The 16,822-nt window shown below is 63.1% G+C and carries 16 protein-coding genes; 5 read left to right on the forward strand and 11 right to left on the reverse strand.

Going from position 1 to position 16,822, the window contains the following annotated elements:
• Positions 1–226: 226 nt before the first annotated feature.
• The 3 genes from ACE3QW_RS07200 (at position 227) to ACE3QW_RS07210 (ending at position 2,320) form a co-directional block, all read left to right on the forward strand.
• Entirely contained in the window at positions 227–685 is a 459-nt protein-coding gene (locus ACE3QW_RS07200) for a branched-chain amino acid ABC transporter permease (protein ID WP_374251249.1), read from the forward strand.
• Between the two features lie 23 nt (positions 686–708).
• The gene (locus ACE3QW_RS07205; RefSeq protein ID WP_374250985.1) at positions 709–1,551 is read left to right on the forward strand and encodes an ABC transporter ATP-binding protein; all 843 of its coding nucleotides are present in this window, start codon (positions 709–711) and stop codon (positions 1,549–1,551) included.
• Between the two features lie 85 nt (positions 1,552–1,636).
• Positions 1,637–2,320: a cysteine hydrolase family protein gene (locus ACE3QW_RS07210; RefSeq protein ID WP_374250986.1), complete on the forward strand. Its 684-nt coding sequence runs from the start codon at positions 1,637–1,639 to the stop codon at positions 2,318–2,320.
• 53 nt (positions 2,321–2,373) lie between these two features.
• Here ACE3QW_RS07210 and ACE3QW_RS07215 read toward each other — a convergent pair whose 3' ends face one another.
• The 9 genes from ACE3QW_RS07215 to ACE3QW_RS07255 form a co-directional block, all read right to left on the reverse strand.
• Positions 2,374–3,147, reverse strand: coding sequence for a class II aldolase/adducin family protein (locus ACE3QW_RS07215; RefSeq protein ID WP_374250988.1), 774 nt, complete (start codon positions 3,145–3,147; stop codon positions 2,374–2,376).
• The gene (locus ACE3QW_RS07220) at positions 3,144–4,268 is read right to left on the reverse strand and encodes an ABC transporter substrate-binding protein (RefSeq protein WP_374250989.1); all 1,125 of its coding nucleotides are present in this window, start codon (positions 4,266–4,268) and stop codon (positions 3,144–3,146) included. Before ACE3QW_RS07220 ends, ACE3QW_RS07215 begins: the two co-directional genes overlap by 4 nt.
• 18 nt (positions 4,269–4,286) lie before the next feature.
• Positions 4,287–4,946 carry an ABC transporter permease gene (locus ACE3QW_RS07225; RefSeq protein WP_374250990.1) on the reverse strand — a complete coding sequence of 220 codons (660 nt, stop codon included), beginning with the start codon at positions 4,944–4,946 and terminating at the stop codon, positions 4,287–4,289.
• Entirely contained in the window at positions 4,940–5,125 is a 186-nt protein-coding gene (locus ACE3QW_RS07230) for a hypothetical protein (RefSeq protein WP_374250991.1), read from the reverse strand. Before ACE3QW_RS07230 ends, ACE3QW_RS07225 begins: the two co-directional genes overlap by 7 nt.
• Before the next feature lie 9 nt (positions 5,126–5,134).
• Positions 5,135–5,902 (reverse strand): ABC transporter ATP-binding protein, encoded by a 768-nt coding sequence (locus ACE3QW_RS07235; protein ID WP_374250992.1) that lies wholly within the window; start codon positions 5,900–5,902, stop codon positions 5,135–5,137.
• Between the two features lie 311 nt (positions 5,903–6,213).
• A complete protein-coding gene (locus ACE3QW_RS07240; protein ID WP_374250993.1) occupies positions 6,214–6,954 on the reverse strand; it encodes a M48 family metallopeptidase in 741 nt (246 codons plus the stop codon).
• 2 nt (positions 6,955–6,956) lie between these two features.
• Positions 6,957–9,971 carry a type I restriction endonuclease subunit R gene (locus ACE3QW_RS07245; RefSeq protein WP_374250994.1) on the reverse strand — a complete coding sequence of 1,005 codons (3,015 nt, stop codon included), beginning with the start codon at positions 9,969–9,971 and terminating at the stop codon, positions 6,957–6,959.
• Between the two features lie 9 nt (positions 9,972–9,980).
• Complete coding sequence (locus ACE3QW_RS07250; RefSeq protein WP_374250995.1) at positions 9,981–11,243, reverse strand: restriction endonuclease subunit S; 1,263 nt, start codon at positions 11,241–11,243, stop codon at positions 9,981–9,983.
• The gene (locus ACE3QW_RS07255; RefSeq protein WP_374250996.1) at positions 11,233–12,720 is read right to left on the reverse strand and encodes an N-6 DNA methylase; all 1,488 of its coding nucleotides are present in this window, start codon (positions 12,718–12,720) and stop codon (positions 11,233–11,235) included. The genes ACE3QW_RS07250 and ACE3QW_RS07255 overlap by 11 nt, the downstream gene beginning before the upstream one ends.
• Before the next feature lie 204 nt (positions 12,721–12,924).
• Here ACE3QW_RS07255 and ACE3QW_RS07260 point away from each other — a divergent pair, with 204 nt between their 5' ends.
• Positions 12,925–13,917, forward strand: coding sequence for a restriction endonuclease (locus ACE3QW_RS07260; RefSeq protein WP_374250997.1), 993 nt, complete (start codon positions 12,925–12,927; stop codon positions 13,915–13,917).
• Between the two features lie 590 nt (positions 13,918–14,507).
• On the forward strand, positions 14,508–14,864 hold the full coding sequence (locus ACE3QW_RS07265; RefSeq protein WP_374250998.1) for a hypothetical protein: 357 nt from the start codon (positions 14,508–14,510) through the stop codon (positions 14,862–14,864).
• A 315-nt stretch (positions 14,865–15,179) separates the two neighbouring features.
• Here ACE3QW_RS07265 and ACE3QW_RS07270 read toward each other — a convergent pair whose 3' ends face one another.
• Both ACE3QW_RS07270 and ACE3QW_RS07275 read right to left on the reverse strand, forming a co-directional pair.
• Complete coding sequence (locus tag ACE3QW_RS07270) at positions 15,180–15,410, reverse strand: carbon storage regulator (RefSeq protein WP_374250999.1); 231 nt, start codon at positions 15,408–15,410, stop codon at positions 15,180–15,182.
• Between the two features lie 130 nt (positions 15,411–15,540).
• Entirely contained in the window at positions 15,541–16,785 is a 1,245-nt protein-coding gene (locus tag ACE3QW_RS07275) for a tyrosine-type recombinase/integrase (protein WP_374251000.1), read from the reverse strand.
• Positions 16,786–16,822: the final 37 nt, after the last annotated feature.

Genomic DNA, 16,822 nt, shown 5'->3' on the forward strand with positions numbered 1-16,822 from the left:
CGCCACCGGCACGCCCGCCTCCTGCTCGCGCAGGATCCCGATAATCTGTTCTTCCGTGAACCTTGATCGTTTCATTCGTCCGTCCCTTTCCTGGGGCGGACTCTAGTTATTTCTGGAGGAGTTTCAGGGGGGCACGTCACCCGCGATCTCCCTTCTGGGACACGGTTTCAAGGAGGCGCTGCACCTCGGGTCGCTGTCTCTGCCGAAGGAAGCGAACCTCTATTACCTGGCCCTGGCGTTCCTGTTCTTGGCCATGCTTTTGTCCTGGCGCATGACCAATTCCTGGATCGGCCGCACATGGGCGGCCATGCGCCAGGATCCGGTCGGCGCCGGATGCTTCGGCGTGAACGTGCCGGTGATGCAGGTGCTGTCGTTCGCGTTCGGCGGCGCCTTTGCCGGCATCGCGGGATCGCTCTACGCCAGCGAGATCGGTTTCATCGAGCCGGGCGAGTTCACCATCTTCATGTCCATCTCGCTGATCTGCATGGTGATCCTCGGCGGCATGGGCAATTGGTGGGGCGTCGTCTGCGGCGCATTCATCATGATCGTGGTGCCGGAGAAGCTCCGGGAGTTCCAGGAGATGCGCTACCTGCTCTACGGCGTCGTGCTCCTCGCGATCTTGATCTGGCGTCCGCACGGCCTGTTTGCAGGGGCGCGGCGCAAGTTTGAAAAGATCATCGGTTGAGCGCGACCGGACTGGAGGGGACCATGACCTCACACGAACAGGCCCGTGCCGGCATGGAGCAACCTGAAACGTTCTCCGATCGTGAGCCTCTTCTCGCCGTGCGCGACCTGCACGTCCATTTTGGCGGCGTTCGGGCCATCGACGGGATCGACCTCGATATTTTCAGCGGCGAGGTTCTTGCGGTCATCGGCCCGAACGGGTCCGGCAAGACCACCACCTTCAATGTTCTCACCGGCCTCGTAAAGGCGACTCGGGGCTCGGCGGTCTGGGACGGGAATGTGGGACTGACCGGCGCCCGCCCGTGGTCCATCTACCGCCTCGGCATTGCCCGGACCTTTCAGAACATCCGGCTGCCGCTCGGCCTCTCGGTCATCGAGAACGTCATGGCCGGGTTACATCCGCGCCAGAAGGGCGACTGGATCCGCACCGTCCTCAATCCGCCTTCCCGTCAGGCATTGGACGAGGCATTGCGCGAGGAGGCCGAGCGGACGCTGCGCTTCGTCAGCCCGGTCCTCGCCATGACACCCGATCGCCTTGTTGCAGAACTGTCCTATGCGGATCGTCGGCGCGTAGAGATCGCGCGCGCCATCGTGGCGAAGCCGCGCCTCCTCTTCCTCGACGAGCCCACGGCCGGCATGAATGCGCGCGAGACGCAAGAGCTGGCCGCGGACGTGGCGAAGATCCGCCAAGGCGGGATCAATATCGTGCTCATCGAGCACAAGATGAAATTCATCGCGGAGCTGGCCGATCGGGTCGTGGTCCTGAACTTCGGGCGAAAGATCGCCGAAGGGTCCTATGACGCCATCCGCCACGACGAGCAGGTGATCGAGGCCTATCTGGGTCGCCGCCGAGCCGCCCAGGCCTGAGGGGCTGCCGCTTTTTGCGGTTGAAAGCGCCCCGTTTCATGGGGGGCGCCTCCCCGCTTCTTCTCACCGAAACGGAAGGCGTGCCATGGCACAGCGATTCATTGCGTCCGACCCCTACCACTGGCCGTACAATGGAGATCTTCGGCCCGACAACACGGCTCTCGTCGTCATCGACATGCAAACCGATTTTTGCGGCGTCGGCGGCTATGTCGACAAGATGGGCTACGACCTCTCCCTCACGCGGGCTCCGATTGAGCCGATCCGTCAGGTGCTCGCGGCCATGCGCGCCGGCGGATATCACATCATCCACACGCGCGAAGGGCATCGGCCGGACCTTTCGGACCTTCCCGCGAACAAGCGTTGGCGGTCGCGGCAGATCGGTGCCGGCATCGGCGACCCCGGCCCGTGCGGGCGCATTCTCGTGCGGGGTGAGCCGGGCTGGGAGATCATTCCGGAACTTGCCCCCCTCCCGGGGGAGCCAGTCATCGACAAGCCCGGCAAGGGCTCCTTCTGCGCCACCGACCTCGAGCTGTTGCTGCGCGTGCGGGGCATCGACAACATCGTGCTGACCGGCATCACCACCGACGTGTGTGTTCACACCACCATGCGCGAAGCCAACGACCGCGGCTTTGAATGCATCCTGCTGGAGGACTGCTGTGGTGCGACGGACCAGGGCAATCACGACCATGCGGTGAAGATGATCAAGATGCAGGGCGGCGTCTTCGGGGCAGTCGCCACGTCCCGGGCGCTCTTCGCCGGGCTCGCCTAGCCGGAACTGTGAAGGCTCCACTCCGCTGCCGGCGGGGTGGAGCCCCACAGATGTCAGTTCATGAAACTGGGATCGATCTTTTCCATGAGCCGGGTGAAGGCCGCGAAGGCGAGTTCCCCCTGGTCATCGGCCTCCAGCGTCTGCGCGTGCCGCTCAGCGATCTCCGATGGCACCTCCACCACGGGGCCGTTCATCGCCAGCGCCGCGGTCTGAACGCGGCAGGCTGTTTCCATATAATGCAGGCGCTTGAAGGCATTGGGGATGGTGTCGCCGCACGCCAGCAGGCCGTGGTTCTTGAGCACCAGGAAGTTCTTGTCGCCGAGGCTCTCCAGCAGCGCCGCCTTGTCGGACTGGTCCGCATGGACGCCGCCGAAGTCGTGGTAGGCGATGCGGTTGTGCATAGCGGCGCCGGTGAAATCGATGGGGCGGATGGGGATGCCGCTCGCAGCCATGGTCATGCCGGCGATGGTGTGGGTGTGCATAATGCAATGGGCGTCCTCGCGCGCCTCGTGGATCGCACCGTGAATGATGAAGCCGGCCGGGTTCACCGGATAGATGCTTTCCCCGATGATGCGACCCTCGATATCGATCTTGACGAGGTTCGACGCCGCGACTTCGTCGTAGCGCAGACCGAATGGATTGATAAGGAAGTGCTTTTCCGGCCCAGGAACGCGCACCGTGATGTGGCCGAAGACGAGGTAGTCCCAGCCGAGATGGGCGAAGATGCGATAGGCGGCCGCGAGCTGCACGCGCAGTTCCGCCTCGCTCTTCTCCCTTTGCTGGACCCGCAGCGCGGCAACCGGAATGACCTTGTCGTAGGCGTTCATGGCTGGATCCTCACCGGGTAGGCCTTTGCCTGCTTGAGCACGGCGCCCTTGTCGTAGTCGTTGGCCTCCGTCACGAAGCGGCCGGTGTAGAGTTCTGCGGGATTGACGGCCTCTTTAATGAGGCCGGTCTGCACCAGATAGGCCTGAATGCGGTTCCACCCGTCGTCCGCCTGCTGGTGCCAGACCCGGTTCGGCGGAGCAGGCAACTTCGGAGAGCCGATGCCGGCGTCGGCATTGGTGGCTTCGACGAGGCGCACGTTGTTCGCGAAATTGGTCTTGGCATCGAGGCTGCGCGAGACCGCGGAAGGATAGGCGTCCTGGAAGACCATCGCGGCCGCCTCGGGACTGCCGGCAGAAAAATCGAAGCACTTCGAGATGCCGCGCAGCACCTTTGCGACGGTCTGCGGGCGCTCGGCGATCATGGTCTTGGTCGCCATGTTGATCAGTGAATAGATATTGTCCTCCCACGGCGCGCGGGGCAGGTAGCGGAACTTGGCGCCGACGTTCTCCAGCGTGGCGAAGCCGCTCCGCCAGAGGAGCATCGCATCCACCTTGCGGTTGGAGACGGCATCGTTCGCGGATGCGCCGAAACCGACGGGCACCAGCGTTACGTCCTTGTCGGGATTCAGTCCGGCCTCGATCAGCCTTGCCTTCAGGAAATAGATGCCGCCGGTGGCCAGGCTGCTGACGCCGACCGTCTTGCCCTTCAGCTCCGCATAGCTCGTCAACGGGCTGTCGGGAAGCACGCCGATCGCCCACGTGGACACCACGCCCATCAGCCCGACCGAGAGAGCGGGCAGATTGTTCTGGACCCGGGCGGCGATGTAGGGCTCGGGATTAGCGGTGCCCATATCGGCCCGCCCCGCGGTCAGAAGCTGCAGCACCTGGCCGGTGCCCTGCGTGGTGATGACCTCGACATCAAGCCCTTCTGCCTCCCAGAACTTGAGATAGGAGGCCGGATAGAGATAATTGCAGTTTGCGCCGATCGGTCCGTAGGACAGCGCGAAGGTGACCTTCTCGCGGGTCTGGGCGCGGAGGATTGCCGGGGCGGCAAGGGCAGAGGCGGCGGCGAGCAGAAGCGTCCGCCGGCGCAAGCCGCGCCGTTCGTGGGTTTCGGTCATGTCGTTCTCCGGGGCAGGTCAGTTGAAGGCGCGGTCGCCGCCGGCACGGTTCCACCAGATGCTGTATTTCTGGGCGGTGACGATGGCAGCGTGAAGCAAGTATCCGATCATCGTGTAGATGAGCAGGACGGCAAAAATGCCATTCATGTCCAAGGTGAAATTGTATTGCATGATAAGATAGCCGAGACCCTCCTTGGCCCCGACAAACTCACCCACGATGGAGCCGACGATCGCCAGCACCATCGCGATATCGAGGCCGGCGAACAGGAAGGGCAGGGCCGTCGGCAGGCGGACCAAAAGCAGCTTCCACAAGCTTCCGCCGCCGAAGATGTGGACCATTTCGAGGCTCTTTTCGTCCGCGGGGCGCAGCCCGGCGATAACGTTTATGACCACAGGGAAAAAGGCGATGGTTGCGGCGATGGCGATCTTGGAGCCGGAGCCGAACCCGAACCAAATCACGAAGAGTGGCGCGATCGCGACCTTGGGCACGTTCTGGAAGGCGATCACGTAAGGATGGAGGATCACCTTCACCAGCGGCAGCTCCGCGATGGCGAGGCCGAGAGCGAGCCCTATGCCGGCACCGATCGTGAAGCCCGTGACGATCTGGTAGAGCGTGACCAGGATGTGGCGCCAGAACAGTCCGTCGACGAACAGGCCTGACCACAGGGCCTTCAGCACGCCCCCCGGGTGGGGAACACGACCTCTGGAATGTTGAAATAGCTAACGATAAAACTCCAGATGGCGAGCAGTAGCAGGGCCGAGATCGGTCCAGCCGCCTTGCGGGCCATGATGGAGACAGAGGCCGCCGGCAGGGGACGGCGGGTTGTTGGCGCGGGAAGTGTCTTGGTGACGTTCATCGCCTGCCTTCAGAAGAAGTTTGAGCTGGAATTGAACATCGCTCTTAAATCCGAAGTCAGAGAGACAAACCCGGGATGCGCCATGATCGATAGATCGCGATCACGCGGCAGATCGACGGTGACGATGTCCCTCATTCGTCCGGGGCGTGGCGTGAATACAGCAACCCGATCAGCGAGGAAGACCGCTTCGGGGATGGAATGTGTTATGAATACAACGGTTTTTGGCGCGGTCTGCCAGATGTTCAGCAATTCCTGGTTCATGGTTTCCCGGGTCATGGCATCCAGAGCGCCGAACGGCTCATCCATGAGCAGGAGCGACGGCTCATGGACAAGGGCGCGGCATATCGCGACCCGTTGCTGCATGCCGCCCGAAAGCTCTCCGGGATAGCGGTGCGCGAAAGCGGCGAGGCCGACCAGTTCAAGCAAAGCCATGGCCCGGTCGCGATAGGTCGTCCGATCGCGCCCCTGCACAGTGACGGGCAGGAGCACGTTGCCTAGGACCGTGAGCCAGGGCAGGAGCCGAGCCTCCTGGAAGACGACGCCCACCTCGCTCCGGTCTCCCGAATAGGGCTGTCCATGGCGCAAGATGGTGCCGGTTGTCTGATGCAGAAGGCCGCTCAGCACGCGGAGCAATGTAGTTTTGCCGCAGCCGCTCGGACCAACAACGGCGATGAATTCATTCTCAGAAATATTCAGGCTTACGTCCTGCATCGCAAGAACATGATCGCCCGAAGCTGATCTATATTCGACCCCGAGGCCTTGTATATCGATGCCCATACGGGGATTGGAGATTCCTGGTCTCATTTTGGCATCCGTTCCCCGCTCTTCATCCTCCCGATATCTGAATTATTATTGTCTTTATCATCGATTATCACTTCGATGATATTGTAATAGTGAGGCTGTTGATTGTTCCGTCAAGCTCAATTTAGGTGTACGCGGTGTTGCCGGATCGGTAACATTGCTGGAGCCGCTGGTCGCCGTCCGTTGAGTGGATATGACCTCTCGCAGGGGCTGTAGAGGGAAGGGCCGCTGGCAGGCTTGGGGCGGAATCTGGGATCACGGAAAGTGCAGCCGTATGAGGTTTCCCCTCAGGCGGTCTGCAATCTCTCCCAACCCAGCAGGTGTTCGTTCTCATCCAGCCAGCTCTTTCTGGCTTCCCAGTCCGGCACTATTGACGCCACCAGGCTCCAGAATTCCGGCGCGTGATTGCGATGGCGAAGGTGGCAGAGTTCGTGGACGACGGCATATTCCAGCACAGGCCGCGGGGCGAAGATCAGGTGCCAGTTGAGGTGGATCTGGCGGTCCTTGCCGCAGGACCCCCACATGTGCTTCTGCTCCTTGATCTGGATGCCCTTCGGCTTCAGCCCGTTGCGCGCACCGTGGCGCTGGACAAACTCCTTGGCATCGTCGCGTATGCGGCGCCTCAGCCAGAGGCGGAGCGCACTCTCTATCACGCCATCGGCCTCATCTTCGGGCAGGTCGCGCGGCATGCGGATCATGAAGCCATTGCGGAAACTGACCTCCACCAGCGTGCCGTCGAAGGGCTCCACGGTCATCCGGGTCATCTGCCCGCGATAGGGAACCTTGGCGCCGGTGGCGAAGCGGTAGACCCGGGCCTGGGCCTTCGCGCGCTCCTGCATGGCGCAGACGGTCTCAAGGATCCAGGCGCGGCGGCGGCGGAGAACCGCTTGGATTTGGTCGTCCGTCGCCTGTTCGGGCACCAGCAGCTCGAACGACCCCGGCGTCACGGTGATGCTGGCGCGCGTGGCCTTGGCGGAGCGGCGCAGGCTGTAGTCGATCTGCCGCTCGCCGATCTGGAACATCGGCATGATCAGGGCTCCACGAAGTGCTTGAGCGCATAGGCCTCCACCTGGTCTGGAATGTCCTTCAGCTGGGTCAGGCCGGCCAGGTGCGCCATGGAGCGGACCTGCTGGCGCAGATCCTTGCGCAACCCGTCTTTTTCCCACCAGCCTTTTGGCGCGGTGGCTGGGTCCGTGTAGAGCGCTGCGAAACGGATGGCCAAATCCCCGGCCTGCGAGCCGGCGCCGAAGCCGGCCAGGATCTGCATCACGCCGAATGCGCCAGGTGAGAGGCCGGCGTCGACATGGGCGCCATCCTCGGCTGCGATGTCCCGGGCGAGGTCCTCGGCCGCGCGCAGCTTGTCGGCCCAGCTGAGCTGCGCGCTCTCCATGCGTTCGAGCAGCTGGCGCAGCCTTTCGGAGAACTTGCCATATTGGTGGGGGCTGTCGTCGATGCGCTCGCTCACCGTCTTGCGCAGCTCGGTGGTCTTGCGGATCGCGGCCGTCATCAGCTCCTCGTCCGTCTTGCCCTCGGCGTCGAAGTCGTCCCAGAAGCCGGGATCGGTGATGTGCCGCAGCTTCACCGTCACGCTCAGGCCGGTGGCGTCGAGATGGGTGTCGAGCATCTCGCGGATTTTCTCGCTGTAGCTCATCTGGTCGAAGGCCTGCCGCTTCTCGAAGCGCTGGGTGCCGAAGAGCAGGAAGGAGGCGACCCATTTGAGGTCAGCGGTGAAGTCGAGCACGCTGGGATCAGGGCTCAGCGTCTCGTAGAGTGCGATGAAGGCCCGCGCCCGGCCCTTGAATGTGAACCACTGGTCCTCGCTGCCGAGCAGGTTGGCGAAGGCGTTGAACTGCTTCTCCCAGCCGCTCCGGTCCCGCGCCGCGCGCTGGACGGGCTTCAGCATGGCCGCCATGGCGGCGTGGGCGGCACGCAGCTGGCTGCGCAGATCGTCGAGGTCGCGCATGGCGTTCTTCACGTCGTCGGCGCGATAACTGGCGAGCGCGGCCTCAAGGTTCGCGGAGACGCCGATATAGTCCACGATCAGCCCGTTGCGTTTCTTTGCATCCGAAACCCGGTTGGTGCGGGTGATGGCCTGCAGCAGGCCGTGCTCCTTGAGCGGCTTGTCCAGATACATCACGCTTTCGATGGGGCAGTCGAAGCCGGTGAGCAGCTTGTCGCAGACAATCAGGAACTGCGGGTCCTCGCCCTTGCGGCCGAACGCCTTCTTGGCGAGTTTTTCCGCCTCGGCGTCGAGAAAATTCTCCACCAGAGCCGTGCGGATGTCCTGCCGGCGCACATCCTCGCTCGGCTTGTGGTCCTCCTGGTTGATGGAATAGACGCAGGCGGACATGGCGTCCGCGCGGGCCAGCGCCGCCTCGGCGGGCATCCCCTCGGCCTGAAGATCGTCGGAGATCACGCGGGTCAGCGCGCGCTTGTAGAGGATCACCGCCTCGCGATCGATGGCGACGATCTGCGCTTTGAAGCCGTCGGGGCGGGCATAGGCCTTGAAGTGGGTCCAGATGTCGTAGGCGATCAGTTCGATCCGGCGCGGGTGCTTCACCAGATCCTCGATCTCGACCCCGCGCTTCTTGATCTCGTTCAGGCGGTCGTCGTCCAGCTCGGCGAACCAGGTGTCGAACAGGATGTCGATGCGCGCCTCGTCCATCTGCCAGTCGGTCTTGCGGCCGGTGTAGTAGATGGGGACCGTGGCGCCGTCCGCCACCGCGTCGTCGATGCCGTATTTGTCGAGATAGGCTTCGCCGGGCACGCCGAAATTGGCGTAGGTGTCCTTGTCGTCCTTCTTCACCGGGGTGCCGGTGAAGCCGAAGAAGCGGGCGTCGGGCAAGGTGGCGCGCAAGGCGGCGCCGAGGTCCTTCTCCTGGGTGCGGTGGGCCTCGTCCACCATCACGATCCAGTTGGCGGAATTGGCCACGGCCTGCGTAGAGCCCTGGAACTTGAAGATGGTGGAGAGGGCGGTGAGGCCGTCCTGGCCGTTTCGGATCAGCGTGTGAAGGTCCTTGATGCTGTCGATGGCGGTGGGGTTGGGCAGGCCGCAGGCGAGGAAGGTGCCGCTGATCTGGCCGTGCAGGTCGATGCGGTCGGTCAGAACGAGGATGTTCGGGTTGGTCAGCGCGTCCGAGGCGATGGTGCGGTGGGTCTTCAGCTTCAGCGCGGCGAACACCATGGTCAGCGACTTGCCGCTGCCCTGGGTGTGCCAGATCAGCCCCTGCCGGTGCTTGCCCTCCAGCACGCGGGCGACCATGCGGTTCACGGCGCGGAACTGCTGGTAGCGGCACATTTTCTTGATTGTGCCGGCGTCGGTCTTCTCGAACACGATGTAATGGGCGAGGAGGTCGAGCAGGCGCGACGGCTCCAGCAGGCACCACAGGCCCTTGGCGAGCGGGTCGGCAAAGTCCGCCTCCGCCTTCGGCCAGGGGTCGCGCCATTCGGCGTAATATTTGGAGGGCGCGCCCGTGGCGCCGTAGAGCACCAGCGCGCCGTCGGTGACGATGTTGAAGGCGTTGGAAGCGAACAGGCGCGGGATGTCCTGCTCGTACTGCTTGATCTGCTCGAACGCCTCGCCGGTCTTGTCCTTCACGTTGAGCGGGCTCTTGGCCTCGATGACCACCAAAGGGATGCCGTTGACATGGACGACGAGGTCCGGCCGGCGGGTCTTCTCGGCCTTGACGCGCAACTGGCTGGTGACGATGAAGAGGTTGTTGGACGGGGTGAGGAAGTCGATCACCCGCAGGGTCTGGCGTGTCTCGAAGCCGTCGATCTTCCGGGAATAGTCCCCGCGCAGCACCTTCAGCCACGCCTCATTGTCGGCGATGCCGACGAGTTCCCCAAAGGCCGCGTTGGCGGCGGCTTCATCGATGCCGTTGATGCGCATGAGGGCTTCGACGAGGTGCGGGCGGAACAGCACCTGGTTGTCGCCCTCGCGCAGGCCCGCATGGTCCGCCGCCGGCACTACCGCATAGCCCATGGCCGCGAGCCGCTCCATGGCCGGACGCTCGGCGAAATGCCATTCGGGGCCCTGCGTCATGCGCCCCTCCTATTCCGCCGCCAGGGTGAGGGGATCGCTCACACGCCTGCGGCCGGTGAGGAGGTCGGACATGAGGGCGGATTTGAGGGTGATCATTGCGCTCATCTGCTCGTTCGCAGCTCCTATTGCGAGTTGCAATTCGCTTGCCCTGCTCACGATTGCCTTCTGCTCTCCAATCGAAGGAACAGCAATTCGAATCTGCGACAGAAGTGCACGGTTAATCTTGACCATGCTCGCGCTTGTGCCAGATGCAGCGCGCTTGAAGTAGCCGCTCTTTTGCAAATAACCAAGCCAGAGCGCGCCAAAATCAGGAATCATCATATCTTCGTTGAATCGCAGGCAAATCATGAGGTCGGGGAAGTAGCAATTGTCCGGTTTCCCTTTGTAAATACCGGCCATTCCAACTCGCTCGGGCGTGTTCGAGCGGCTGATGACAACATCCCCATACGATAGTCTCGCGGCAATAATCCTTGGGTCGTCCAGCGGCGCTGGCTTGAGGTTTTGGTCGGTCAAGCCGTCGTCCGACAGACTACCAAGACTCAATAGCCAGCCGCCGGTCGGCAACGACGGACTGATGGGCGAGTATCCGTTCCGTACGGGTTCACAAAGGACATCGAAGAGATTTGCTCCCTCCCACTCCTCCGGAATCTCCCCGATTTCCGTCTGTTTGAAGCGGGTGTGGCCGACGCCTTTGGTCAGCAGGCGTTCGAGCACAGCCTGCTTCACCCTACGCGTCTGCGCGATCACCGCCCGCGTCGCCGCGATGGCCTCATCGACGCTCGACAGGATCTCCGCGATCCGCCGCTGTTCGGGGACGGGAGGGATCAGAATGGGAAGCGAGGAGAATGAGTTCCAATCTGTTTTCTTGCGCTTACCATCCTGATTCCCACCTGTCGTGACCTTATTCACCTCGGCGATGAACTCAGGTGTTTTCACAAAGAGATCAAAAAAATCCTTCTCCAAGTCGCCCTTTACGCGAAATGTAATGTATGCAGGACTCACAATGCCAGACTTGCAGATTTTTAATCTGCCGATCGCACCATAGTATAATGACATGGGATCGTAAGAATATTCGTCGAGATTAACGACCTTATAGTTTCTTGAATCCGAAATAGCGATGCGTTTGTTAAACTTATCGGATTGAAAGACGATTCCGTTGCTCTTGGTGACACTTAGGGGCGGCAAATTTCCTTTGCTGTCGAGAAGCTTGAATTCTTCGACGTATGACCCCAGCCTGTCAATGCGCCACCCCCTCGGCACCTCACCCGACATAGCCCAACTCCCGCAGAAAGCCCATCATCCGAGCCTCGGCGGCGTCGCGCTCGGCCTGCAAGGCCACGAGCTTTGCCACCTCCTCCGCGACGTCCACCTCCTCGGCCTCCGCGCCCAGATGCACATAGCGGGAGATGTTGAGGTTGAAGTCGTTGGCCTCGATCTCCGCCACCGGCACCACCCGCGCCAGCCGCTCCGCATCGGCGAAATCCGCATAGGCGCCGGCCAGCGTCGCCACATTGGCCTCCGAGAGATGGTTCTGCGCCTTGCCCTCCACGAACTGCTCTGCGCCGTTGACAATCAGAATCTTCCCTCGCCGCGCCTTCGGCTTTTTCTTGCGCAAAATGAGGATGCAGGCGGGGATGCCGGCGCCGTAGAACAGGTTCGGTGCCAGCCCGATGACGGCTTCCACGAGGTCGTCGCGGATCATCCCCTCGCGGATGCGCCCTTCCGCCCCGCCGCGGAACAGCACGCCGTGTGGCAGCACGACGCCGCACACGCCGTCCGCCTTCAGGCTCGCTACCATGTGCTGCACGAAGGCGAGGTCGCCATAGGATTTCGGCGGGCAGCCATAGGCGTCGCGGCCATAGGCATCGCCCTCGCGCCACACCTCATGGCCCCAGCTCTTGAGCGAGAAGGGCGGATTGGCCAAAACCCGGTCGAAGGTGCGGATGGCCTTCACGCCCTCGCCGGTGAGGTGCTTCGGCTCCAGCAGCGTATCGCCGCGCGCCACGTTGGCGTCGTCGATGTCGTGCAGGAACAGGTTCATCTGGCAGATGGCCCAGGTGTTGAGGTTCTTCTCCTGCCCGAACAGGAACAGGGCCCTGGGGTTCTTGCCCTGCCGCTCCAGATGATGCACCGCCTCCAGCAGCATGCCGCCCGAGCCGCAGGTGGGGTCGTAGATGGACATGCCCTCTGCCGGCTTCAGGCACTCGACAATGAGCCGCACCACCATCTTCGGGGTGTAGAACTCGCCGCCTTTTTTGCCGGAATCGTCGGCGAAGCGCTCGATGAGATATTCATAGGCTTGGCCGAGCATGTCCGGCTCGACGTCCACCTTGCGCAGCCGGTGGGTCTCGAAATGCTGGAGCAGCTTCTCCAGCATGGCGTCCGGGAAGCGCTCCTTGTTGTTGAAGTCCACATCCTGGAACACGCCCTTGAGCCGCAGGTTCGCATCCTCGATGGCGCGGAAGGCGGCGTTCAGATGCGCGCCGATGTCGGTGGTGTGGCGGCGGATGTCCTTCCAGAAATGGCCCCTAGGGATGTCGAAGCGGTGCTCTTCCGGGTCGGCCGCCAGCGTGGCGTCGTGATAGCGCGCCAGCCGGTCCTCATACTCCTCCTCCCACACGTCCGAGAGGCGCTTGAAGAACAGCAGGCCAAATATGTAGTGCTTGTAGTCCCCCGAATCGATCGACCCGCGCAGGATGTCGGCCGCCCGCCAGAGGTGGGTTTCCAGTTGCGACAGCGTCAGCGCCATTCCCTCTGCCCCTTCGTTCCCAAGCCCCTACGCCCCCAAGCCCCTACGCGCCTTCAGTCTCTCACCGCCTCGGCGCGCCAGCGTCGTGTGTCGATTTATGGCGTGTGACGAAGCCTAATGAAAGCCGGAGCGTGCGCCCCCCGCCTTGCAACCGGCGGCGCGAACCCCCTACGATCGCGCCAGCTGATCGGGGCAGGTGACTTCATGAAGCAGGGCTGGGTTGTGCGCGCCGAGCGCGGCGGGCGGCTTTACGACGTGTTCAAGGACAGGTCCGTGATCGCCATCGGCTGGGGCGAGATCGGCCCGCTTGCCGACCTGAAATCCCGCGAAAAGATCGCCGCCCGCGTCGCGTCCGCCTGGCCGGACTGGAAGCCGCAGGCGGTGGCCATGGCCGCCGGCCAGTTGCACCGCTTCCGCAGTGAAATGAGGGTCGGCGATCATGTCGTCACCTACGACCCAGGCCGCCGGGTCTACCTCGTCGGCGAGATTGCCGGTGACTATCGCTGGGATCCGGGCATCGATGCCGAAGACCCCAACGTGCGTTCGGTGACATGGCAGGGGGAAGTGTCGCGCGATCTGCTCTCCGTGCGCAGCCGCAACAGTCTCGGTGCCATCTCGACCCTGTTCCAGCTCTCGCCGGAGGTGATCGACGACCTTCTGCGGGCCCTGAAATCGCACCAGCCGGCAAAGGCCGACGCAGCGGTATCCGTGGAGATCGCCGAGGAGGATGTCTTCAAGAACATCCAGGAAAAGGCCGTCGAGTTCACCAAGGACCGTGTCTACGCGCTGGACTGGTCCGACATGCAGGAACTGGTCGCCGGCCTCTTGCGCGCCATGGGCTACAAGACGCGCGTCTCCCCGGCGGGCGCCGATCGCGGCAAGGACATCGTCGCCTCGCCCGACGGCTTCGGCTTCGAGGCGCCGCGCATCGTCGTCGAGGTGAAGCATCGCCAGGGGGCTATCGGATCGCAGGCCATCCGCAGCTTTCTCGGCGGTCGCCATCCCCAGGACAAGGGGCTTTATGTGTCCACCGGTGGCTTCTCGAAGGACGCCCTCTATGAGGCCGAACGGGCCAACATCCCCCTGTCGCTGATGACCATCGACGACCTCGTCGAGGCGCTGATCCAGAATTACGATCGACTGGACGTCGAGACCCAGCAGCTCCTGCCGCTGAAGCGCATCTATTGGCCGGCATGACTTCGGCAGCTGGGGCCGACGGCCGGAAGACATCCCGTTTCGAGCTTGTTTGGAGAGGTCTCCGTGAAAAGGGTATCAAGGTCGTCAGGCTGGCAGGCGCCGGCCCTGGCTGGTCACCTGGGGAGGGTTCGGACGAGCCGAACCGGTCACACCACCGTTATGGGCCAGAGCCGGCGCCAAACCCCTCCGGGATACCTGGGGACTACATCGGCATTGAGTGCCGACGCATCGATCCAGCCTACGGAAGGGCTGGAGAGACGGTACGGCCTCATCGAGGTTGGAGCAAGACGCCGTTCAGCCGCCAAACATGCCGGGCGAGATAGTGGCTACGGCGCGAATGTTGCGCCAGCCATCTGCTCTCCGCTAATGGAGTCGTCGGACCTCCCCCATCAAGGGGGAGTGAGCGCCGGTGCTGATCTTCAATCAGCTTGCGGCCATCGCCCGTAGACCAGGGAGGTCCGGCACCAAGCCTACGCCGCGCCCTGACGGACACCGCGACCTTCGCGCCCCATCACCTCGCCCTTACGGTCATACGCGGGCAAGCCCTTGGCCAGCGAGAGCACGGCTTTCAGGTCCCCGTGGTCGGCTCCTTGTTCTCCTTCGCATTCTCGTCGGAGAAGATCAGGCCCGTACCGGTGCCGACGGTCGTGCTGCTCGTTAGTGAAGGCTTGGCTCTGGTTCTCGGCCGCAATGCGGCGCTGCCGATCCTCCTTGGCGAGGGCGCGGTTCTCTCGGACGAAGGAGCGGTCTTCATCCTGAAGCTGGAGGCGCCACGCCCGGTCTTCCTTGGCGAGGGGGCTGTCCTTGTCTTCAAGGGCTCGGTGCCGGTCCCGGTCTTCCAGGCCATTCCGAAACTCCATGCCGCCCTGAAGGCCGCGCATGAAAGAACCAATGCCGAGGCTTGCCGTTGTCAGGCTCCTATTCCGCGGAGGGCGGCTTCGATTTGAGAGATGCGGGCCACGACGGCCGGGTAGAAAATGTCGGAGAGGTCGGCGCCGGCATCGAGCGCCCGTCGAAGCCGGCCCGCACTGGCTTCGATCGGGCAAAGGCAGCGGTCCTGCTCCAAGTCCGCTACCGCCATGAGAACGGAGGTGGAACGCCATGGAGGTGCGCAGTGGCGTCAACGTCCGATGTGGACGCCTTTCCCTGCTGATCCGGATCGGGCGCATAAAAAGAGGAGGATGGCTGCACCGGCGGGGTCCGCGAACCGCTCAAAGGCACGAGCGCGCCGAGCGAACGTCAGCCAATCGAAGCGGAAAGGCTTAGTCCCAGGGGAATGCGGGTCGCGGCACATCCTGTGATCCGTCAGCGAGAGAGAAGGAGGCACGTGCGCCAGAGCCGCAACCGGCGCGGCGCTCGATCTTCATGTCCTTGGGCGCGGTAATGCCGATGCGAGCACGTTGACCGGCCCCACCCGAGGTGCGGCCGACGAGCACGATCGTCACGTCTCCGACGACGATGCTGACACCCAGATAAAGGTTGGTCATGAGCATGACCCGTCAATCAAAATGCTATCGAACGGGCCCGGTCAATCAGATTGAAATCATAAGATGTCGAGGGGAAATACAACGAAATGCGAGCAAGCGGCGCCAAAGGTCTTAAAGGGCTTTATGTGATTCTAAATCATCCACAGGCTGCTTTCGCTTCGCAAGCCCCATCGCCCTCATCTTTCTGTTCGGCAGGCTCTGTCGTGCAGAAGGTGGCCCAGGCCGTCATCAAGGCCCGCCGCTTCTCCAGCGCGTCCCCGCGTCGGTAGGCGCGCTCTGTGGCGTCGCCGACGACATGGGCAAGGGCGGCCTCAGCGATCTCGCGCGGGAAGCTTGTCTCCTCCGCAGCCCAGTCACGGAAGGACGAGCGGAAGCCATGCACGGTGAATACCTGCTTCTGCCGCCGCAGGAGCATTTCCATCGCCATGGTGCTGAGGGGGCGCATGGGTCGAAGGCCGGGAAACACGAAGGCTGTATCCGGGTCATCGCCCCGACGATGGGGCTCGGCCTCCCTCAAGACGGATAGTGCCGCGTCGGACAGGGGGACGCGATGCTCACGCCCGGCTTTCATCCGGGTCGCCGGCACTGCCCACACTGCCGCCTTGAAGTCGATCTCTGCCCAGGTTGCGCCGAGCACTTCACCAGACCGAGCCGCTGTCAGGATCGCAAACTCCAGTGCGCGGGCCGCCAAAGCTTGCCGGGCCCTCAGGGCAACGATGAAGGCAGGCACCTTGACGTAGGGGAGGGCGGCATGGTGACCACGCTGGAGCTTCTGACGCTTGGACAGCCGATGTTGAAGATTGCCCTTCCATTGCGCGGGGTTCTCTCCAGAGCGAAGGTCTTCCACCTTGGCCGCATCAAGGACCCGCTCAATCCGGCCGCGTAGCCGGGAGGCGGTCTCATTCTTGTCCTGCCAGATGGGTTCGAGCACCTTGAGGATGTCTACCGCCGTGATGTCGGCGATCTTCATGTCGCGGATAGCGGAGCAATAGGTCGGGCCAAGCGTCATCTGCCATTGGGCGACGTGTTTCTCATTCCGGAAGCCATGAGCGAGCTTCGTAATCAGGGCGTCGGCGAAGGCGCCGAACGTCGGAGCCGCCTCAGCTTCCTTTCGAACGGCCAATGCGGCCTCGCGCACCGCGAATGGGTCGCCGCCATCTGCGACGATGCGGCGAGCCTCGTCAGCCTTCAGGCGGGCGGCAGCAAGCGTCACGTCATTCAGGGAGCCCAGGCCCATCTCCCGGCGCTTCCCATCGCGCTTGAACATGAACAGCCACGCCTTCGATCCCGTTGGGCCGATCTGAAGGTACAGGTTGCCACCGTCAGGATAGCGGCCGGGCTCTTTCAGGCTTGCCACCGTGCGCGCCGTCAGCCGGTTCATCTCCCTCGCCATGCCTGGTCCCCTCCTATCGCGAGTT

It is taken from the genome of Xanthobacter sp., assembly GCF_041911315.1.
Classification (GTDB): domain Bacteria; phylum Pseudomonadota; class Alphaproteobacteria; order Rhizobiales; family Xanthobacteraceae; genus Xanthobacter; species Xanthobacter aminoxidans.